The following is a 19536-nucleotide window of genomic DNA, read 5'->3' as shown; positions in this document are numbered from 1 at the left end:
CCTTGACCAGAACCGAGACCACGACGCAGCGTGTTATGCCTGGTCGATGACCGGAGTGCAGGAAGAGCCGACTGGTTGCGGGTGGAGCAGGAACAGGGCGATGTCGTCGCTGCGGGGATCGGTTTGAGGGTCGTGGCTGACGAGGGCGTCGGCGAGGGTGTCCATGGGCTGGTGTGGCGCGCGTGCGAGGCGATCGGCGAGGTCGGCGGTGGCGTCATCGAGGTCGACACCGGGTGCCTCGACGAGCCCGTCGGTGTACAGGGCCAGCACGGCGCCCGGCGGCAGGGGGATCTCGGTGGTGGGGTACTCGGCGTCGGGGTCGATGCCGAGCAGGAGCCCGGGCAGGACGCGAAGGATCTCGGTGTGTCCGTCGGGGTGGCGCAGGAGCGGAGGTGGGTGGCCTGCGGTGGCCAGGCGGACGCGGTGGTGCGCGAGGTCGAGGTGGGCGTAGAGGCAGCTCGTGAACAGCCCGGTGTCGAGGTCGGTGAGCAGGCGGTTGGTGCGGGCAAGGACTTCGCCGGGGGGTGCACCGGCGGTGGCGTGGACGGCGGTGCGTACCTGTCCCATGAGCGCGGCGGCCTTCACGTTGTGGCCCTGGACGTCGCCGATGGCGGCGGCGACGGTGGTGTCGTCGAGGCGGATGAGGTCGTAGAAGTCGCCGCCGATGTCCATGCCGTGTGCCGCGGGCAGGTAGCGGGCGGCCACCTCCAGTCCGGGCATGGTCGGGAGGGTGGCGGGGAGCAGGCCGGTCTGCAGGCCGTGGGCAAGCTGGTGTTTGGCGTCGTACAGGCGGGCGCGGTCGAGGGCCTGGGCGATCAGTCCGGCAAGAGAAGTCAGGATGGCGCGTTCGTCGGGGGTGAAGGGGTGGGGCCGGTCGTACGAGAGCACGCAGCAGCCGACCGGGCGGCCGGAGACGATCAGTGGCAGGAAGGCCCAGGCCGCCCTGTTGGTCAGCCGCGGGATGTCGGGGTTGAGCTGTGCCATTTCGTGGGGGGAGGCGAAGAAGAGGGGGACTCCGGTGGTCAGAGCGCGCACGGTAGGCGCTCCTGGGTCCCTGAAGGGCGGGAGGTCGAGACGGTTGATGACCTCGGGCCGGTAGCCGCGGTAGCCGACGACACGCAGCCGATCGGCCTCGGTCACGGATACGACGAAGCCCTGGGCGCCGAAGGAAGGCATGATCTGGTCGGCGGCCAGTTCGACCACGTCCCGCACGCTGACAGCCTCGGTGAGCGTGGCGGCCAGGTGCATCAGGTCGTACAGCGAGCCTGCCCGAGTCGGCATGGTGGTGCTTTCCCTGCGTCCCGGCCCTGGCCCCTCCGCAGACATGGTGTGGTCAGCGGGGGTGATGCGGACGCTGATGCCGGAGGCGTCCGGGTAGAGCCGGAAGTCCAGCCCTCGGTCCGGTGGACGCAGGGTGGTGAAGGATGTGGCCTGGCGGCTGATCACCGCGGCCCGGTACCGGTCTTCGAAGACCGGCTCGTCCAGCCAGGGCAGCGCCTCCCACAGCAGTGCTCCGAGCAGGTCCGGGACGCTGCCACCGACCAGGTCGGCTGCGGTGGCGCTGAGGAAGGTGATCCGGCCCTCCAGGTCCAGCGCGCAACAGCCCTCCGGGAGGCGGTCGACGAAGTTCACCGCGGCCAGCGCCTCGACCGGCTCAATCGCAGGGGTACGCGGCGGGGCCGGCACGTGCGGCTCGCTCCCGGGCGGTACGGGGTTGCCGCTGTCGGGGGCATGCTGGAGGAGGGCACCCATGCGGTCGCAGGCGGTGGCGACCACGTCGCGCTCGTGCGCGCTGAGCTGCGCCGGTCGTGAACCGGGCCACAGCAGCACCAGCGCGCCCCACGCAGTGGCGCCGGTCGTGATCGGTGCGGCAGCCAGCGCCAAGTGGTAGGGCAACACGAGCGCGGCCCTCGGGTAGCGGCGGGTCAACTCTGCCTGACTGCCGACCCACACCAGGCGCCGCTCACGCACGGCTTCGGCCACCGGAATGGCATCCCCCAGCGGCACTCGGGCCCAGGGTGCGGCGATCTCCCGGGGAAGCCCGGCCAGTACCGCCAGCCGCAGTACCGGTGTGTCCGGCGACAGCAGATACACCGAGCCCACAGAGGCCCCGGTCTCCCGTACGGTCTGGGCCAGGGCGGGGTCCAGCAGCTCCGGGCCACAGCCCGCGGCAGGCCCGAACCCGGCGGCGCCCTGCACACTCTCACCCTCCCCGAACATCGCTCATATCCGCACAATACGCCCGTGTGAGGTGACGGCCTACGCGATGTCAGGCACGGTACGACGGTGAAGCGGCCGGGTGCCGCGGCATTCGCCCACCGGCCATATTGCGGCGGGAAGGCCGAGGTGCTGCCAAGCCTGGTGAACAGCTGTTATCCCGTGTGGCTGCTCGTTCCGGGTTCGCAACTGGGCGATGTGGCTCAGGCCGGCTCGCGCCGGCAGCCGCCTCCGCCTCCGCCTCCAGAGCAGTGAAGGCTTCCCGCAGGCCACAGTCACAGGCTCCTCCCCGCCACCGTGGCCGCCTGACCGTTCACCAGTTCTCTGGTACGGCCGACGAGGCACGGCCACCGGCGCCTGGACGCACTCCCCGCTACGCCGGTCGCTTGCCGGAAGAAACCTGTGACCGTTCTGCACGCCTGGAGCCACTCCGGCGACGACGAGCGTTGTCCCGTCGTGCAGGTCATGACGGTCACCGCCGTGGGTTTCCGATACAACAGCGCGGCCGTTGCGAGGTGCCGAGGAACCCACCTCGTGTCGCACGCGTGGCTGTCAGGCAGCCGCCCAGAGGGTGAGTTCCGATGCGTACGGCGGCTGTGCCCCTGGCCGCGCGCAGGTGATCGCGGCCGCATGCGTCGCGTAGGTGAGGATGTCGCGCCATTGCTCCGCGTCGACGTCGGGTGCCGCGGTGAGCGCACCGTGGGCATCGAGCCGGTGCAAGAGTGCCGCGTTCACGGTGTCGCCCGCGCCGATGGTGTCCACGACCTCCACGCGTTGGCCGGGGACGGAGAGTTCGAGGCCGTCCCGGGTCAGTACGGTCAGTCCCGCGCCGCCCCGGGTGAGTACCACGGCGTAGGGGCCGGCCGCGAGCCACTCCCTGGCGGCAGCTACGAGGTCGTCCGACTGCGCGAGCCAGGCCGCGTCCTCCTCGGACAGTTTGAGCAGGGAGACGTACGGGAGCCAGGAGCGGAAGCGGGCCCGGTAGGCGTGTGGGTCGGTGATCAGTCCTGCCCTGATGTTCGGGTCGAGGGCGGTGAAGACGCCGCGCGCGGATTCGCGGCGCAGCAGCGTTTCGTAGGTACTGGCTCCGGGTTCCAGTACGAGCGAGCAGGTGCCGAAGGAGACCGCCCGGGTCGGCTCGGGGAGTGCGTCCGGGAGCTGGAAGAGACGGTCCGCGGCGCCCTCGGCATGGAAGCTGTATGCCGCGGAGCCGTCGGTGCCGACGTGGGCGACCGCAAGCGTGGTCGGCTCCGGGCCCCGCTGGACGAGGGAGGTGTCCACGCCGTCCGCCGTCAGGCCGCGCAGCAGTGCCGCGCCGAAGTGGTCCGTGGACAGGCGGGAGCAGAAGGCGGCGGGGGAGCCGAGGCGGCCCAGTGCGATGGCTGTGTTGTAGGGGCCGCCGCCTCGCTTGGGCAGCAGCGCCGGCAGCTCGTCGCCGACGGTGGGCCCCGCGGGGACGAGGTCGATCAGGGCTTCGCCGGCGATGACGATCATGAATCCGGGCCTTTCGGGACGTGTCCATCACGGCACGGCGCTGGTGCCTTGTTCTGATGCGGAAGGGCAGGCGGAAGGGTCAGGTGGTGCAGCCGCAGGAGCCGCGGTGCACGAAGGCGCAGGGCAGGCGGAGGGTGCGTGGCGCACGGTCCGGATCGGCGAGCCGGTCGAGCAGCAACCGCACGGCGGCCGCGCCGATGTCACGGCTCGGCTGGGCGATCGCCGTCAGTCGTGGCTCGAAGAGGTCCGCCCAGGAAAAGTCGTCGAAACAGGCGAGTGCCATGTCGTCCGGTACGGCCAGACGCGCGGTGCGCAGTGCCTGGAGGGCGCCGATGGTCATCGCGTTGTTCGCGGTGACCAGGGCGGTGGGCCGCCCGTCGAGGGCCAGCAGGCGCCGGGTGGCCTGCTCGGCGCCCTCGGCCTGCGAGCTGCCGCCGACGACGAGTGGGGGAGCGTAGGGGAGTCCTGCCTGCTCAAGGCCTTCGCGGTAGCCGGCGATCCGCTCGGTGGTGGTGCTGAGCCCGGACAGACCCGCGATCAGGGCGATCCGGGTATGGCCCAACTCCGCGAGATGGGTGACGAGTTGCGCCATGGATGTCTCGTTCTCCGCGCTGACCTGGTCGTACGGGTGGTCGTACGCGTCGCTGACAAGACGGTCCAGGAAGACGGCGGGCGCCTCGGTGCGCCGGAGGTAGTCGAGCATCGCGCCCGGCTCCGCGGAGGGGGCGATGATCATGCCGTCGACGCGCCGCTCGTGCAGCAGCTTGACCGCCCGGAGCTCATGCTCGGGCGTGTCGTGCGGATCGGCGATCAGCAGGCTGTAGCCGTTGTCGAGCGTGCCCGCCTCGACGCCCTGGAAGATCTCCGTGAAGTACGGATTGCTGATCGCGGAGACCGCCAGCCCTATCGACTTCGTGCGCGAGGTCACCAGGGAGCGGGCCAGGGTGTTGTGCGTGTAGTCGAGCTCCTCGATGGCGGCGCGGACGGCGTCGCGCGTGGCGGGACGCACCGGGCGGGTGCCGTTGAGGACGTGCGAGACGGTGGCCACGGAGACGCCCGCGCGCCGGGCCACATCGGTCATCGTCGCCATCGTTGCCGCGCCTCCCGTGCCTGCTCTGACGTGTGCGCCGGTCGCTGCCGCGCACGTTCCGATGGCGAACCTATCGCAATGTTCATACGACGTAAACGCTTGCGCAACCGTTTACGTCGTGGTTAGTGTCCCGGCAGTCCACGAGGAAGTGAGCCGATGCGTGCAGTCGTAGTGAGCGGTCCCGGTCAGGTCACGGTGGCCGATATGCCCGATCCCACACCGGAACCGGGTGAGCTGATCGTCGAAGTGTCCTCGTGCGGCCTGTGCGGCACGGATATGCACCTCCTCGGCGGCGAACTTCCCTCGGCGACATACCCGTTGATCCCCGGGCACGAGCTGACCGGCCGGGTCGTCGCACTGGGCCCGGGAGTGACCGGACCGCGGGTCGGAACCCGTGTCGCCGTCGACCCCAACATGCCGTGCGGCGCCTGCCATTACTGCCGCATCGGGCGCGGCAACCTCTGCGCGGACTACCGCGCGGTCGGCGTCACCCAGGCAGGCGGCTTCGCCGAACTGGTCGCGGTGCCCGCGCGCTGCGCCTACGTACTGCCCGATGCGCTGACCGACGCGGCCGCGGGCCTGGTGGAGCCGCTCTCCTGCGCGGTGCACGGTCTGAACCGGCTGTCGCGCCGGCCCGGCGAGCACTACCTGATCTACGGCGCGGGCACGATGGGCCTGATGATGTCCGCCCTGGTACGGACCGCGGGCGCGGCCTCCGTGTCCGTCGTCGACCTCAACGAGGACCGGCTCACCTTCGCCAAGTCCTTCGGGGCCGATGCGGTGGCGGCGGACGCCGATGCCTTCGACCGTCCGCAGGGCTTCGAGGTCGTCATCGACGCGACCGGGGTGATCGCCGCGATCGAGGACGGGCTCGGCCGGACCCGTAAGGGCGGCACCTTCCTGCAGTTCGGCGTGAGTGACCCGGCCCGCAGGGCTTCCTTCTCGCCGTTCGCCGTATACAACAGCGAGATCGACATCATCGGCTCGATGGCCGTGCACAACAGCTTTCAGCCCGCCATCGACCTGCTCGCCTCGGGCCTCGACCTGGACCCGCTGGTCAGCGACGTCTTCCCGCTCGACGGTTTCGACGAGGCCGTGGCCGCCTTCAAGGCCGGCACCGGTCGCAAGATCCATGTCGCGCCGACAGAGGGGGCATCGGCATGAGCCCGTTCACGCAGACCTCACAGGCACCGCAGGAACCACAGGCTTCCGGTGGTCCGGCTCCGGAGCCCCGCCGGCATCCGCTGGACAAGATCGGCATCCCCAGGCCGCTCTTCTGGGGCTATGCCGGCCTGCTGTTCTTCATGATCGGCGACGGCATCGAGACCAGCTATCTCTCGAAGTACTTCGCGAGCGGCCTGGGCTTCGGCGAGACCGGCGCGGGCACGATCATCACCGTCTACGGCGTCACCGCCGCGATCGCCTCGTTCCTGGGCGCCGGCGTGCTGTCGGACCGCTGGGGCCCGCGCCGGGTGATGGCGATGGGCGCGGGGATATGGGTCGTCTTCCACATCCTGATGCTTGCGGTGGCCATCCCGTCGCACAACTATGCACTCGTCATGACCACCTACGGGATCCGCGGCTTCGGCTATCCGATGTTCGCGTACGGATTCCTGTCGTGGATCATGGCGGTGGCGCCCAAGGACCATCAGAGCAAGGCCGTCGGCTGGTTCTGGTTCTTCTACAGCTCGGGCTACCCCATCGTCGGCTCGTTCCTGTTCGCCGCGGCCATGCCGGTGATCGGCTTCTACTCCACGCTGTGGCTTTCGGTGGTCGTGATCACGGCGGGCTCCCTCATCGTCCTGCTCCTGGTACGCGAGCGAACAGGTTTCACGGGCCTGGCGCCCGGCCGCGACTCCCGCTCGGAGCTGGCGGGCACCTTCAAGATCCTCTTCGAGAAACCGAAGCTCGGCATCAGCCTGATCATCCGGCTGATCAACACCACGCCCTCGTTCGGCATGTGGGTCTTCATGCCGTTCTTCGTACGGGACCTCGGCTTCAGCGACGGCGAATGGAACACCCTGCTCGTGATCATGATGGTCACGAACCTGGGTGCCCTCCTCGTCTTCGGCGTGCTCGGTGACAACTGGAGCGGCCGCAAAACCTGCGCGGTCTTCGGTGGTGTGCTCGGTGCCGTCGGCTGCCTGGTCTGCTACTACCTGCCCGCGGCAGCCGGCTACAACTTCCTGGTCGCCGCACTCGCGGTCGCCGTCTACGGAGCCGGCCTGGCGGGCTATGTGCCGCTCCCGGCGATGATGGTCGCCCAGGCCCCCGAACGCCGGGGACAGGTCATGGGCGTGTACACCCTGGGCGCCGGCCTGAGCGTCGCCGTCGGCCCGCTGATCGGCACCCTCTCCTACGGCGCCTGGGGCTTCCAGGGCCTGATGTGGATCTATGCCGGGCTGCTCCTGCTCAACGCAGTGCTCTGCATGTTCGTCACCTCCCCCGGGGACGGCATGCCGAAGGAAAACGCCGCAGCCGAGGCGCTGCACACCGCTGAGCAGCCCGCCGTGCAACCCTCCGCCTGAACCTCTGCCCCGCCGCCACCGACCGAAAGGCCGAAGCCCCTCATGAACCGGATTCCCGCCACCATGCGTGCCGCCGTCCTGCACGGCCCCGAGCGGCTTGTGATCGAGGAGCGTCCGGTGCCGGTCCCCGGCGGGCGCCAGGTCCTGGTCCGTATCGACGCGGTCGGTACCTGCGGCTCCGACGTGCACTACTACCGGCACGGCCGCATCGGGGACTTCGTCGTCAAGGAACCGATGATTCTCGGGCACGAGCCGTCCGGCACCGTGGTCGCCCGCGGACCCGGCGCCACCCGCCACCAGGTCGGCCGGCGGGTCTCCATCGAGCCCGGCACCCCCTGCGGTACGTGCATCGAATGCCGCCTGGGCCGCTACAACCTCTGCCCCGACATGGTCTTCTACGCCACCCCGCCGGTGGACGGCGTCTTCTGCGAATACGCGGCGGTACACGAGGAGTTCGCGCACGCGGTTCCCGACACGCTCAGCGACGAGGCCGCCGCGCTGCTCGAACCCCTCTCCGTGGGCGTGTGGTCCTGCCGCAAGGCCCGCGTCGTCCCGGGTGACCGGGTCCTGATCACCGGCGCGGGTCCCATCGGCCTGGTCGCCGCCCAGACGGCCCGGGCCTTCGGCGCCTCCGAGGTGCTGGTCACCGACATCGTCCCGCACCGCCTGGAACTCGCACGGGAACTCGGCGCCACCGCCGTCGATGTCTCCCGTACCCCGCTGGCGGACCTCGGCCACGCCCCGACCGTCCTCCTCGAGTGCAGCGGCGTCCCGGCCGTCATCAATGAGGCGATCCGGACCATGGCCAGGGCAGGCCGCGTCGTCCTGGTCGGCATGGGCGGCGATGAGGTACCGCTGCCGCTTGCCAAGGTCCAGAACTACGAGCTGGAGGTCACCGGCACCTTCCGTTACGCCAACACCTGGCCCACCGCCATCGCCCTGGCCGCCTCCGGCCGCGTCCGGCTCGACCCCCTGGTCACCCACGGCTACGGCCTCGCCGACGCCGAACAGGCCCTCACCGCGGGCGCCCGCGACCGCACCGCGATCAAGAGCGTCGTCCACCCCCAGAAGTAACGGCAGGGGGAGGCCGGTGCGGCTCGTGCGGGTCGGTGATCCCTGATCCCTGACCTGTGACCTGTGACCGATGCCCGGTGGTGCTCGCGGTCAGTGGTGACCGGTCGGGTTGTCGTCGGCCGGTTCGGTGCCGTGCAGGTCGGCGTCGGAGAGCGGTTCGAGTTCGCCGTGGGTGTCCAGCCAGTACAGGAACACCACCGCCGGGCAGATGAGCACCACGGCGACGAGGGTGACCAGGCCGAGCCACCGCAGGCTGCCGGGGGCGGCGGCGCCCTCGGCCACGGTCAGGGACGTGGGGATGAGATAGGGGCGTTGGGCAGTTCCCCAGGCGATGACGGCCGCCGCGACCACGCCGACGGCGGTGACCCGGGCCCAGGCACCGGACCGGCGCAGCAGCAGCCAGGCGGTGGCGACGGAACAGACCCCGGCCAGGATGACGAGGCCAAGGCCGGCGCCATGGGTGAGTCCGTGCCAGACGTGTGGCGCGTCGCTCCGGGTGGCGGTCAGCATGACCGCCGCCAGCACGGTGAGCGCGACGACGGCCGCCAGGGCCCGCCGCCGGAAGTAGCCGACCAGGTCGGGGGCGTCGAAGCGGACGGCGTCGGCGGCCAGGAACACGGCGCCCAGGAATGCCGTCATCACGATGGCGATCAGTCCGAAGAGGAGGGAGGTCGGGTGGGACCAGGCATGGGCCGAGGCCTCGGTGCCCGGTACCGCCCGGCCCGAGGCCACACCGCCGACGGCCGCCCCGAGGAAGAACGGGCTGAGCAGCGAGGAGAAGGCGAAGGCGGCACCGTAGAGGCGTCGCCCGGCGATCCGGCGGAGGGGCTTGCGCAGGGCGAAGCCGGCACCGCGCAGCACCAGACCGATGGCGGCCAAAGCCAGCGGCAGCCACATCGCGGAGAACACGGTCTGGAACAGGGTGGGAAAGCCCGTCCACATGATGACGAGGACGAAGATGAGCCAGACGTTGTTGACCTCCCATACGGGTGCCATGGCGTGGTCGATCAGCCATCGGGGACGCGCTCCGCGCTCCGCGCCACCGGCCGTCAGATCCCAGAACCCGGCTCCGTAGTCGGTGCCTCCGGCGCAGGCGTAGGCCGCCACGGCGAGCAGCAGCACCACGGCGATGACATCGGCGATCACGGCCGGCTCTCTTCGTCCGTCCCGGTCCCGGTCCCGGTGGCACGGGAGGACGGTGGGTCGCCGGCCGGAACCCGGGAGCGGGGCCCGTAGGGGGTGTCGGTCTCCGGTTCCTCCCGCGGTTCCTCCGTCGCCCGGCGTTCGTCGGCGAGCCGCCAGCCCGTACGCATCTTGAGCAGCACGGCGAGCAGCGATCCAAAGATGAACGCGTAGACCACGATCACCAGGCCCAGCATGATCCAGAGACTGGTGGAGCGGGTGGCTGTCACCGCTTCGGAGACCCGCATGTGCTGGTAGACGATCCAGGGCTGCCGCCCCACTTCGGCGGTGATCCACCCGCATTCGACGGCGACGACAGAGCCGACGCCCGCGCATGCCGCGGCGCGGAAGAACCACGGCGAGGTGGGCAGTCGGCGCCTGCGCAGCCAACACCAGCCGTACCAGAGGGCGAGCAGCGCCAGCAGGGAGCCGATCACGACCATGAGGTCGAAGGCCCAGTGGGCGAGGGTGGCCTGCGCGGCCGTCGGCCGGTTGTCCGCCGGGACGGAGGTCAGTCCGGTCACTTTGGTCCCCGGGGTGAACCCGGCGAGGATCGAGTCGAATTGGGGGATCTTGATGCCGCCGGAGAGGGTTCCGTCCGGGTGCAGACGGCCGAAGATGTACTCGGGTACATGGCTGTCGGTCCGCCAGACGAGCTCCGTCGCGGCGAACTTCACCGGCTGCTTGTGGAAGACCGACCGGGCGATCGAGTCCCCCAGCAGGAACTGCACCGGCGTGAACACCGCGGCAAGGGTGAAGGGGGTGGTGAAGCCGAGCCGGTGGTAGCGGTCGCGGCGGCCGCGCAGCCGGCCGACGGCGTAGACGCCGGCCACCGTGTAGCCCGCAGTGATCAGCATCGCCACGACGAAGTGCCAGTACTGCGGCCCGAACATCGGGGTGAAGATCGCCGACCAGATGTGAACGTCTGTGGGCCTGCCGTCGGCATCGAGCCGGAACCCCTGGGGCGTGTTCATCCATGAGTTGGCCGCCAGGATTCCGAACGCGCCGAGCAGGGCGGCGGCCGGCAGCGGCAGGCCGAGCAGAAAGTGGGTGCGGGGCTTCAGCCGTCGCCAGCCGTAGAGGTAGATGGCGATGAGGACCGCTTCAAGGAAGAACGCCCATGCCTCGACGCCGAATCCGATGCCGAAGACCCCGCCCCACTTGCCCATCAGCCCCGGCCAGAGCAGCCCGAACTCGAAGGAGAGCACGGTGCCGGTGACGACTCCGACCGCAAACTGGACCGCCATGACCGCCGACCAGCGTCGTGCGAGGAGCAGGGCCACGGCGTCGTTCCGCCGCAGACCGCGGTGGTGCATCACCAGGGTGATCAGCGGCAATGCCACCCCGAACGGCACCAGAATGATGTGGGTGGCCAGGGTGAACGCCATCAGCTCCCTGGCCGGGAGGAGCTGGGCCGGGGCGTCCGTCAGCAGGGGGACCATGGTGTGCGTGCCTCCATGCTGTTGCCGCTCGGGACGTTCAGATCGCGCCTCGTGCCGCGCCGGCGGTGGAGCCCACGACTGCCTGCCTCCTCGGTGCCGGGCCCGGTGCTGCGGGACTCGGCGCCGGTCGCGCCCGGCTCGTCAGAGAATCACCGGCGGCCGCGGAGCAGCACCCACGCGGCCTCACGTTGCGCCGTTGAGCCGATGATCTTCGCTCGGTCGGCCCAGTCGGATGTCCGGCGGCGCGCCGTCGTCGGAGGTCTACGGCCGGGAAGATCCCCGGCCGCCGCGCAACCTCTGCCGTGCACCGCGCAGATCAGCGACCGCCCGTGATCTTGCGGCTGCGCTGATCCTGGCCGGGGCCGCCGTACGGGTAGTCCGCCGCACCCGGGTCACTGACCTTGTCCAGCCGGGTCCGCTCCTCCTGGGACAGGTGCAGCTCGGCCGCGGCGAGATTGTCCGCCAGCTGCTCGGTCGTGCGCGCGCCAAGGATCACCGAGGTCACGGTGGGCCGGTCGGCCACCCAGGACAGGGCGATCTGTGCCATCGAGACGCCGCGCTCCCCGGCCAGCGTCCGTACCTCGTCCACCACGGCCCAGGTGCGTTCGATGCGCCCGCGCCGGTCGTACGCCTCGACGCCGCGCTCGGGGTCCTCGCCGAGCCGGGTCGCCCCGGTCGGCCGCTCGTCGCGCCGGTACTTGCCCGTCAGCCAGCCGCCGCCGAGCGGGCTCCACGGCAGCAGCCCGAGTCCCTCGGAGGCACAGGCCGCGGTGATCTCCCACTCGATCTCGCGGGACAGCAGGCTGTACTGCGGCTGGAGCGTCACCGGCCGGGCCAGCCCGCGGAAGTCGGCGACGTCCACGGTCTTCTGGATCTGCCAGCCGGTGAAGTTGGACAGCCCGACGTAATGGATCTTGCCTCGGCGCACGGCGTCGTCGAGGAAACCCAGGGTCTCCTCGATGGGCGTGAGCGGGTCCCAGGAGTGGACCTGGTAGAGGTCGATCGTCTCGACGCCGAGCCTGCGCAGCGAGGCGTCCAGCGCACGGCCGAGGTGCCGGCGCGACAGGCCGACGTCGTTGGGGCCCCCGCCCATCGGGAAGCGGCCTTTGGATGCGATGACGACCTGGTCGCGTACGTCGGCCGGGGCACTCGCCAGCCACCGCCCGACGATCTTCTCGGATGCACCCGCGCTGTACACATCGGCGGTGTCGATGAAGGTGCCGCCCGCCTCGACGAACCGGTCGAGCTGCGCGTGCGCACCCTTCTCATCGGTCTCGTTGCCGAAGGTCATCGTGCCGAGCGCGAGCGTCGAGACACTGCATCCGCTCCGGCCCAAAGTGCGGTACTCCACCGTCGTTTCTCCTTGTCAGCACTGCGCATCGGGATCCCGAGGGCCGGCCGGTCCGCGGGGGCTCTCAGACTGTCGCGGACGAACGTCATCCGTCCAATAGAAGAAACCGGACGGATTCAGCAGCTAGGCTTCTCAATCGTGGAACTACGCCAGCTCGAATACTTCGTCGCCGTCGCGGAGGAGCGTCACTTCACCAGGGCGGCGCAGCGGATGCTGGTCTCCCAGTCGGGGCTCTCCGCGTCGGTGCGGGCCCTGGAACGGGAGCTGGGCGCCCCGCTCTTCGTCCGCACCACCCGAAGCGTCGAACTCACCGGCGCGGGAAAGGCGTTGCTCCAGGAGGCGACCCGCACGCTCGCGGGCGCCCGGGCCGCCAAGGAAGCCGTGGCGGCCGTCCAGGGGCTGCTGCGCGGCAGCCTCTCGGTCGGTGTCGAGCAGTGCGTGACCGTCGACGTCGCGGCGCTGCTCGCACGGTTCCGCGCGCAACACCCGGACGTCGAGGTACACCTGCGCCAGGCCGGCTCGGTCGTGCTGGTCGACGACATCGCCGGTGGGCGCCTGGACCTGGCCTTCGTGTCGCTGCCCGGCCCGGCGCCCGACGGGGTGCGTCTGCTGCCCGTCCGCCGTGAGCCCATGGTCCTGCTCTGCCACCCCGATCACCGCCTCGCGGGCGGCAGGCAGGCGGCGTGGACCGAGCTGCTGGGGGAGACGTTCGTCGACTTCCATCCCGACTGGGGTGCCCGCCGCCTCACCGACCGGGCCTTCGCCGCCGGCCGTACGGACCGGCATGTCGCCCTGGAGGTCTACGACGTCCACACGCTGATCGACCTCGTACGCCACGGGCTGGGCATCGCCGTCGTCCCCCGGCCCATCGCCCGCAAGCCCGAGGCGGCGACCCTGTGCGCGCTGCCGCTGACGGGTGCGGAGGAACAGACCTGGGAGGTGTCCGTGGCCCTGCCGGCGGGCGACCGGCCGGGCCCGGCCGCCCAGGAGCTGCTCTCCTACCTGGACCACTGACCCGCCTGCCGGGCCCGGAGAATTCCGGGCCCGGCAGCCGTGCGCTATCGCGCGAGCCACACCGCGTGGTCCTGGGGCAGCAGACCGTCCTCGACCGGTCCGCTGGCCAGCAGCACCGACGTGTGCTCCGGCAACGGGTACGGCTCGGCCGAGAGGTTGACGACGCAGACGAAACCCGGCTCACGGGTGAACGCCAGCACGCCGGCCGGGGCGTCCAGCCAGGTCATGTCGCCCTCACCGAGGGCGGGCAGGCCGCGGCGCAGGTGCAGCGCCCGGCGGTAGAGCTCCAGCATGGAGGTGGCGTCACCGGTCTGCGCCTCGACGCTGTGGTCCTTCCACAGCGCCGGCTGCGGCAGCCACGGCTCGCCGGTCGCCCCGTCGGGACTGAAGCCGAACGGCGCCTCCTGCCCGGACCACGGGATGGGCACACGGCAGCCGTCACGGCCGCGGTCGGTGTGGCCGGAGCGCTCCCAGCAGGGGTCCTGCAGTACCTCGTCGGGCAGGTCCTCGACCTCCGGCAGCCCCAGCTCCTCGCCCTGGTAGACGTAGGCGCCGCCGGGGAGGGCGAGCATCAGCAGGGCGGCCGCGCGGGCCCGCCGGGTGCCCAGTTCGAAGTCCAGCGGTCCTTCGGGGCGGTAGAGCTCGTTGGCCACCCACTTCTTGACCACCTTGCGGCCGAAGCGGCTCGGGTGGCGGGTGACATCGTGATTGGAGAGCACCCAGGTGGCCGGTGCGCCGACCGAGCCGAGCGTGGTGAGCGAGCTGTCGATCACCTCGCGCAGCTGCTGGGCATCCCAACTGGTCATCAGGAAGTCGAAGTTGAACGCGGTGTGCAGCCGGTCCTGCCGGACGTAGTTGGCCAGCCGCCCGGGACCGTCGGCCCAGGCTTCGGCGACGAACGATCGGTCGCCGGGGAACTCGTCGGCGACCCGGCGCCAGGCACGGTAGATCTCGTGCACCTCGTCGCGGTCCCAGTGCGGGTGCGGCACCCGCTCCGCGGGAGCGGGGGCGTCCGGGTCGCTGCGCGGCGGCAGGTCGGGCAGCTCGGGGTGCTTGACCAGGCCGTGCGCCACATCGATACGGAACCCGTCCACGCCGCGGCTGAACCAGAACCGCAGAATGTCCTCGAACTCCGCCCGTACGTCCGGGTGTTCCCAGTTGAGGTCCGGCTGCTCGGGCGCGAAGAGATGCAGGTACCACTGTCCGTCGGACAGCCGGGTCCAGGCCGGACCGCCGAAGCAGGACATCCAGTCGTTCGGCGGTTCGGCGCCGTCCGGGCCCCGGCCGGGCCGGAAGACGAAACGCTCCCGCTCCGGGCTGCCGGGCCCGGCAGCCAGCGCGGCCTGGAACCACTTGTGCTGGTCGGAGACGTGGTTGGGCACGATGTCGGGGATGACGCGGATGCCGTGCCGATGTGCTTCCTCGATGAGCGCCTCGGCCTCGGCCATCGTGCCGAACTGCGGGTCGATCTCACGGAAGTCCGCCACGTCGTAACCGTGGTCGGCCATCGGCGACTTGTACCAGGGGTTGATCCAAATGGCGTCGATACCGAGCGACTTCAGGTACGGCAGGCGGGAGCGGATGCCGGCGATGTCACCGACTCCGTCGCCGTTCCCGTCGGCGAAGCTGCGGATGTAGACCTGGTAGATGACGGCGCTGCGCCACCACGGGGCGGTGCTGGACATGAGCTGGGTACTCCTCGAAGCGTGATGAAGGGGTAAGGGGTATCTGGGTAAGGCAAGTCGGGTGGTTGTGGCGTTACTTGGCCGCACCCGCGGTGAGCCCGGCGACGATCCGGCGCTGGAAGAGCAGCACCACGATCACGAGCGGGATGGTGACGAGAACGCCTGCCGCCATCTGACTGCCGAAGGGCGTCTCGAACTGTGAGGCGCCGGAGAACTTGGAGATCGCCACCGGCGCGGTCTGTATCTCCGGCTTGTTCGTCATCGTCAGGGCGATCAGGAACTCGTTCCAGGCGGCGATGAACGTGATGATCGCCGTGGTGAACATGCCCGGCGCGGCGAGCGGGATGATGATCTTGCGGAACGCCTGGCCACGGGTGCAGCCGTCCACCATGGCGGCCTGCTCCAGTTCGTCCGGCATCTGCCGGAAGAACGCGGTGAGGTTCCAGACGGCCAGCGGCAGCGTGAAGGACATACTCGGCACGATCATCGCCTGGTAGGTGTTGATCCAGCCGAAGTCGACGAACATCTTCAGCAGCGGCACCACGATCGACACCACGGGGAACATCGAGGTGGCGATGATCAGGGTGAGCACCAGCCGCTTGAGCCGGAACTCCAGCCGTGCCATCGCATACGCGGTGAAGGTGGCCAGAATCAGCGCCAGGACGGTGGTGATGCCGGCCACGACGATGCTGTTGAACAGCGCCCGGCTGAACCCCTGGGACGGGTCGAGGACCGCGAGGTAGTTCTCGAAGGAGATCCGGGTGGGGAACGGCGAGTTCTCGAAGATGTCGGACGTCCGCCGCAGGCTCGACACCAGCATCCAGTAGAACGGTGCGAGGCAGTAGGCCACGACCCCGGCGACACCCGCGTACAGCAGCCACTTGCGCCAGTTCAGGGAGAGCTTCATGCCGCCACCTCCGTGCGACGGCGCGGCAGCAGCCGGCGGCGCTTGGCGGCGCGGTCGTCTCCGACGACATTGGCGCCGAGCAGCCGGACAAAGGCCAGCGCGATGAGAAAGACGTACACGAAGAGGATCACCGCATACGCCGCGGCCGGCCCGAACCGTACGTTCGACGCCTGGTCCTGGGCCAGCATGGACAGCGTCTCCACCGAGGTCTTCTGCGCGCCGATGAGGATGTACGGCAGGTCGAACATGCGCAGCGCGTCGAGTGTCCGGAAGAGCACGGCGACCAGCAGGGCGGGCTTCACCAACGGCAGGGTGATGTTCCAGAACTGGCGCAGCGGACCCGCGCCGTCGATCCGGGCCGCCTCGTACACCTCCTTGGAGATCACCTGGAGGCCGGCCAGCACGAGCAGGCCGATGAACGGTGCCGTCTTCCACACGTCGGCGATCATGACCGCGACCTTGGCGTGGAAGCCCTCGGTCGTCCACAGCACCTGCCGGCCGATGAGGGCGTTGGCCACGCCGTCGGCGTTGAAGATCCAGCGCCACAGCAGACCGGTGACGGCGGTGGGGATGGCCCACGGCACCAGGATGCTGGCCCGTACGAGGGCCCGGCCCTGGAACGCGCGGTGCATGATCAGCGCCATGGCCACGCCGATCACCGTCTCCAGCAGGACCGTGGTGAAGGTGAGAAACGTCGTGTTCCAGAAGGCGTTCCAGAACCGCTCGCCGGCTTCTCCGAAGATCGCCGTGAAGTTCTCCATGCCCACGAAGGGGTCGCTCTCCCGGACGAAGCCGGTCTTGGGGTCGAGGCCCGGCGTCCCGAACAGCGAGTCCTTGAGGGCCACGACCGTCGGGTAGAGCACCACGATCGCCAGCACCAGCAGCGTCGGGGAGATCAGCAGGGCCGCGAGCCGTCCCGAGCCGGATGTCGCCCGGGGGCGTCGGCGCCGGCCTCTGGACGGTACCGGCGGCTGAGCCGACGAACCGTCACGTGCCCCGTCGCCCGGAGCACCGGGGGCACGCCCCGCTGCGTCGTCCTGGCTGTCCTCTTCGGCCTCGGGTGGGTTGTGCGTCTTCGTCATGACGGTCTCCTTACTCCGCCGCCGGCTGCTGCCGGAGGGCCTTCTGAAGGTCCTCCAGGGCCTGCTCGCTGCTCTTGCTGCCGGTCATGGCGGCGTAGGACTCCCGTTGGATCGCCGCGGTCACATCGCCGTACTGGAAGACGCGGGGCCGGGGCACGGCGTGCAGGATCGACTGCTTGAGGGTGGGAAGGTACGGATACTTCTTGATCAGCTCCGGGTCCTTGTACAGCGCCGCGTACGTCGGCGCGGCCGGTGCGCGGGACAGCGTGAGCCGCTGGATCTTCTGGCCGGCGAAGAAGTTCATGAAGTCGATCGCCGTGGCCTTGTTCTCGGCGGAGGCCGACAGGGCAAGGTTGTGGCCGCCCAGACTGGAGGACCCGGGCCCGTTGAGGCCGGGCAGCGGCGCGACATCGAACTTCCCCGCGACCTTGCTGGAGCCGTCCTTCATTTCCGCCAGCGGATACATGTACGCCCACTGCCGTTCGAAGATCAGCTTCCCGGCCTGGAAGGCCCGGCGGCCGTCCTCCTCCTGGTAGGTGACGCCGTCCTTCGGGATCGTGCCGTCCTTGAGCGAGCCGACCAGGAAGTCCAAGCCCCGCTTCGCTGCCGGGGAGTTCACGTGCGGCCTGCCCGTCGCGTCGGTGACAACACCGCCCGCGGAGTTCACGGCCTCGGCGAAGTTGACCGTCAGCCCCTCGTACTTCTGGAACTGCCCGGTGTAACACGACATGCCGCGCGCCTCCGGCAGCTTCTTCACCTTGGCGCAGTCCGCCTTCATCTCGGCCCAGGTGGCCGGCGGTTCGGCGATGCCGGCTTTCTTCAGAAGGTCGGTTCGGTAATAGAGCATGCCGCCGTCCGAACTCGCCGGGAGCGCGTACACGCCGCCGCGGTACTTGCCGGTCTCCACGATCGGCTTCAGCATCTGCCGCAGCGGAAACCGGTCCTCCGGCAGTCGGTCGACCCACCTGTGCGCCGCGAATTCCGAGGTCCACACGGCGTCGAGCGACAGCACCGTATAGGCATCGGACTTCGTCTGCGCATTCTGGATCATCTGCTGACGTTGCGCGTCGGGGTCGGTCGGCAGCTGGACGAAGGTGACCTTCTCCTTCGGGTGCAGCTTGTTCCAGCGGTCGATCACCATCTGGACACTGCCGCTGCTGTCCTTGCCCGCGACGTAGGTAATGGGGCCGCGCCCCTCGAAGGCGGTGGGTCCTGACGTGCCGGCGGACGTGACGCGACCGGGGGTGCCGCACGCGGCGACGGCGGCGAGCCCTGCGAGCACCGCGCCCGAGCACTGTGTTGCTCTTCTGGTCCTGCTCTTCACTGTCTCTCCTGCTGGTGCGGAGTGGATGGGGCTCCGCAGATCACTCGGTGGGAAGCCGCTGACCGGACTTGGCGGAGAAGAAGTACTCCCCGCCGGGGCGGATGCGCAGAGTGACCCGCTCGCCCTTGGCGGGCGGGGTGCGCGGATCGACGCGGGCGATGATGGCGGCCGGGGCTCCTTCGTGGCCGTTGAGGTCGCCGTAGGCGTAGGCCTCGGAGCCGAGTTCCTCCACCATGGTCACGGTCATGCTCAGGCCGTGCTCACCGGCGCCGACGGGCTCCAGCGCCTCGGGTCGGAAGCCCAGCACGAGCTTCTCGCTGCCCTCGTCCGCCGCCGCGGCCAGGACCCGGCGGCTCAGCGGGATGGCCGCGCCACCGATCCGCGCGACGCCGCCCCCGATGGGTACTTCCTGGAGGTTCATCGTCGGGGAGCCGATGAAGGAGGCCACGAACACGTTCGCCGGCTCCGCGTAGAGGGTGCGTGGGGCGGCGCACTGCTGGAGCAGCCCGTCCTTGAGCACGGCGACCCGGTCACCCATCGTCATGGCCTCGACCTGGTCATGGGTGACGTAGACGGTCGTGACCGCGAGCCGGCGCTGCAGCGCGGCGATCTGGGTACGGGTCTGGACACGCAGCTTGGCGTCCAGGTTGGACAGCGGTTCGTCCATCAGGAAGACCTGCGGCTCGCGGACGATGGCGCGGCCCATGGCGACGCGCTGCCGCTGACCTCCGGAGAGTGCCTTGGGCTTTCGCTCCAGATACGGCTCCAGGTCCAGGATTTTGGCGGCTTCCTGTACGCGGCGGCGTATCTCGGTCTTGCCGGCCCCGGCGATCTTCAGGGCGAATCCCATGTTGTCGCCGACGCTCATGTGCGGGTACAGGGCGTAGTTCTGGAACACCATGGCGATGTCCCGGTCCTTCGGCGGCAGGTGCGTCACATCCCGCCCGCCGATGCGGATCACGCCGTCGTCCACGTCCTCCAGGCCCGCCAGCATCCGCAGGCTGGTGGACTTGCCACACCCCGAGGGTCCGACCAGGACCAGGAATTCGCCGTCGGCGATGTCCAGATGGAGGGCGTCGACCGCTGGGCGATCGCCACCCGGATAGCGACGGGTCACTTTCTCGAAACCGACAGTGGTCATGCGGG

Annotated in this window: 15 protein-coding genes; 4 read left to right on the top strand and 11 right to left on the bottom strand. The window is 70.0% G+C overall.

Translation table 11 applies throughout. From position 1 onward, the window contains the following. Window positions 1–33 precede the first annotated feature (33 nt). From AB0D04_RS06105 to AB0D04_RS06095, 3 genes are all read right to left on the bottom strand, one after another. Window positions 34–2220: a SpoIIE family protein phosphatase gene (locus tag AB0D04_RS06105; RefSeq protein ID WP_362699852.1), complete on the bottom strand. Its 2187-nt coding sequence runs from the start codon at window positions 2218–2220 to the stop codon at window positions 34–36. A 549-nt stretch (window positions 2221–2769) separates the two neighbouring features. Beyond that, window positions 2770–3711, bottom strand: a complete 942-nt coding sequence (locus AB0D04_RS06100) for a carbohydrate kinase (RefSeq protein ID WP_362699850.1) — start codon at window positions 3709–3711, stop codon at window positions 2770–2772. 79 nt (window positions 3712–3790) lie between these two features. Further along, window positions 3791–4801, bottom strand: coding sequence for a LacI family DNA-binding transcriptional regulator (locus AB0D04_RS06095; RefSeq protein ID WP_362699848.1), 1011 nt, complete (start codon window positions 4799–4801; stop codon window positions 3791–3793). A gap of 156 nt (window positions 4802–4957) precedes the next feature. Between AB0D04_RS06095 and AB0D04_RS06090 the strand changes: the two genes are divergently transcribed. Genes AB0D04_RS06090 through AB0D04_RS06080 form a run of 3 tightly spaced genes read left to right on the top strand, consistent with a single transcriptional unit; the run spans window position 4958 to window position 8403 of the window. Next, complete coding sequence (locus tag AB0D04_RS06090; RefSeq protein ID WP_362699846.1) at window positions 4958–5965, top strand: zinc-dependent alcohol dehydrogenase family protein; 1008 nt, start codon at window positions 4958–4960, stop codon at window positions 5963–5965. Further along, window positions 5962–7329 carry an MFS transporter gene (locus tag AB0D04_RS06085; RefSeq protein ID WP_362699844.1) on the top strand — a complete coding sequence of 456 codons (1368 nt, stop codon included), beginning with the start codon at window positions 5962–5964 and terminating at the stop codon, window positions 7327–7329. The genes AB0D04_RS06090 and AB0D04_RS06085 overlap by 4 nt, the downstream gene beginning before the upstream one ends. 42 nt (window positions 7330–7371) lie before the next feature. After that, complete coding sequence (locus AB0D04_RS06080; RefSeq protein WP_362699842.1) at window positions 7372–8403, top strand: NAD(P)-dependent alcohol dehydrogenase; 1032 nt, start codon at window positions 7372–7374, stop codon at window positions 8401–8403. A 90-nt stretch (window positions 8404–8493) separates the two neighbouring features. Here AB0D04_RS06080 and AB0D04_RS06075 read toward each other — a convergent pair whose 3' ends face one another. The 3 genes from AB0D04_RS06075 to AB0D04_RS06065 form a co-directional block, all read right to left on the bottom strand. Further along, window positions 8494–9549: a cytochrome d ubiquinol oxidase subunit II gene (locus tag AB0D04_RS06075; RefSeq protein WP_362699841.1), complete on the bottom strand. Its 1056-nt coding sequence runs from the start codon at window positions 9547–9549 to the stop codon at window positions 8494–8496. Next, window positions 9546–11027 (bottom strand): cytochrome ubiquinol oxidase subunit I, encoded by a 1482-nt coding sequence (locus AB0D04_RS06070; protein ID WP_362699839.1) that lies wholly within the window; start codon window positions 11025–11027, stop codon window positions 9546–9548. Before AB0D04_RS06070 ends, AB0D04_RS06075 begins: the two co-directional genes overlap by 4 nt. Before the next feature lie 316 nt (window positions 11028–11343). Further along, window positions 11344–12378, bottom strand: coding sequence for an aldo/keto reductase (locus AB0D04_RS06065; protein ID WP_362699837.1), 1035 nt, complete (start codon window positions 12376–12378; stop codon window positions 11344–11346). 138 nt (window positions 12379–12516) lie between these two features. Between AB0D04_RS06065 and AB0D04_RS06060 the strand changes: the two genes are divergently transcribed. After that, on the top strand, window positions 12517–13392 hold the full coding sequence (locus AB0D04_RS06060) for a LysR family transcriptional regulator (protein WP_362699835.1): 876 nt from the start codon (window positions 12517–12519) through the stop codon (window positions 13390–13392). A 44-nt stretch (window positions 13393–13436) separates the two neighbouring features. On the opposite strand, the gene AB0D04_RS06055 is transcribed toward AB0D04_RS06060, so the two are convergent. The 5 genes from AB0D04_RS06055 to ugpC all read right to left on the bottom strand — a co-directional run bounded on the left by AB0D04_RS06055 (window position 13437) and on the right by ugpC (window position 19531). Then, window positions 13437–15077, bottom strand: a complete 1641-nt coding sequence (locus tag AB0D04_RS06055) for a glycoside hydrolase family 13 protein (protein WP_362699833.1) — start codon at window positions 15075–15077, stop codon at window positions 13437–13439. A gap of 73 nt (window positions 15078–15150) precedes the next feature. Beyond that, window positions 15151–15984, bottom strand: coding sequence for a carbohydrate ABC transporter permease (locus AB0D04_RS06050; protein ID WP_362699831.1), 834 nt, complete (start codon window positions 15982–15984; stop codon window positions 15151–15153). Then, window positions 15981–17066: a sugar ABC transporter permease gene (locus AB0D04_RS06045; protein ID WP_362699829.1), complete on the bottom strand. Its 1086-nt coding sequence runs from the start codon at window positions 17064–17066 to the stop codon at window positions 15981–15983. The genes AB0D04_RS06050 and AB0D04_RS06045 overlap by 4 nt, the downstream gene beginning before the upstream one ends. A 10-nt stretch (window positions 17067–17076) precedes the next feature. Next, window positions 17077–18390 carry an ABC transporter substrate-binding protein gene (locus AB0D04_RS06040; protein ID WP_362699827.1) on the bottom strand — a complete coding sequence of 438 codons (1314 nt, stop codon included), beginning with the start codon at window positions 18388–18390 and terminating at the stop codon, window positions 17077–17079. A 40-nt stretch (window positions 18391–18430) separates the two neighbouring features. Next, on the bottom strand, window positions 18431–19531 hold the full coding sequence (gene ugpC / locus AB0D04_RS06035) for a sn-glycerol-3-phosphate ABC transporter ATP-binding protein UgpC (protein ID WP_362699825.1): 1101 nt from the start codon (window positions 19529–19531) through the stop codon (window positions 18431–18433). Window positions 19532–19536 lie beyond the last annotated feature (5 nt).

It is taken from the genome of Streptomyces sp. NPDC048483, assembly GCF_040651455.1.
In the GTDB taxonomy this organism is placed as follows: Bacteria; Actinomycetota; Actinomycetes; order Streptomycetales; family Streptomycetaceae; genus Streptomyces.
This window is presented reverse-complemented; position numbering and strand designations above follow the sequence as displayed.

Excerpts from the sequence above, each read along its gene's own strand:
- AB0D04_RS06100 (WP_362699850.1), bottom strand. The coding sequence starts at position 3,711 with ATGATCGTCATCGCCGGCGAAGCCCTGATCGACCTCGTCCCCGCGGGG.
- AB0D04_RS06080 (WP_362699842.1), top strand. The coding sequence starts at position 7,372 with ATGAACCGGATTCCCGCCACCATGCGTGCCGCCGTCCTGCACGGCCCC.
- AB0D04_RS06105 (WP_362699852.1), bottom strand. The coding sequence starts at position 2,220 with ATGTTCGGGGAGGGTGAGAGTGTGCAGGGCGCCGCCGGGTTCGGGCCT.
- AB0D04_RS06050 (WP_362699831.1), bottom strand. The coding sequence starts at position 15,984 with ATGAAGCTCTCCCTGAACTGGCGCAAGTGGCTGCTGTACGCGGGTGTC.
- AB0D04_RS06045 (WP_362699829.1), bottom strand. The coding sequence starts at position 17,066 with ATGACGAAGACGCACAACCCACCCGAGGCCGAAGAGGACAGCCAGGAC.
- AB0D04_RS06095 (WP_362699848.1), bottom strand. The coding sequence starts at position 4,801 with ATGGCGACGATGACCGATGTGGCCCGGCGCGCGGGCGTCTCCGTGGCC.
- AB0D04_RS06055 (WP_362699833.1), bottom strand. The coding sequence starts at position 15,077 with ATGTCCAGCACCGCCCCGTGGTGGCGCAGCGCCGTCATCTACCAGGTC.
- AB0D04_RS06085 (WP_362699844.1), top strand. The coding sequence starts at position 5,962 with ATGAGCCCGTTCACGCAGACCTCACAGGCACCGCAGGAACCACAGGCT.
- ugpC (WP_362699825.1), bottom strand. The coding sequence starts at position 19,531 with ATGACCACTGTCGGTTTCGAGAAAGTGACCCGTCGCTATCCGGGTGGC.
- AB0D04_RS06090 (WP_362699846.1), top strand. The coding sequence starts at position 4,958 with ATGCGTGCAGTCGTAGTGAGCGGTCCCGGTCAGGTCACGGTGGCCGAT.
- AB0D04_RS06070 (WP_362699839.1), bottom strand. The coding sequence starts at position 11,027 with ATGGTCCCCCTGCTGACGGACGCCCCGGCCCAGCTCCTCCCGGCCAGG.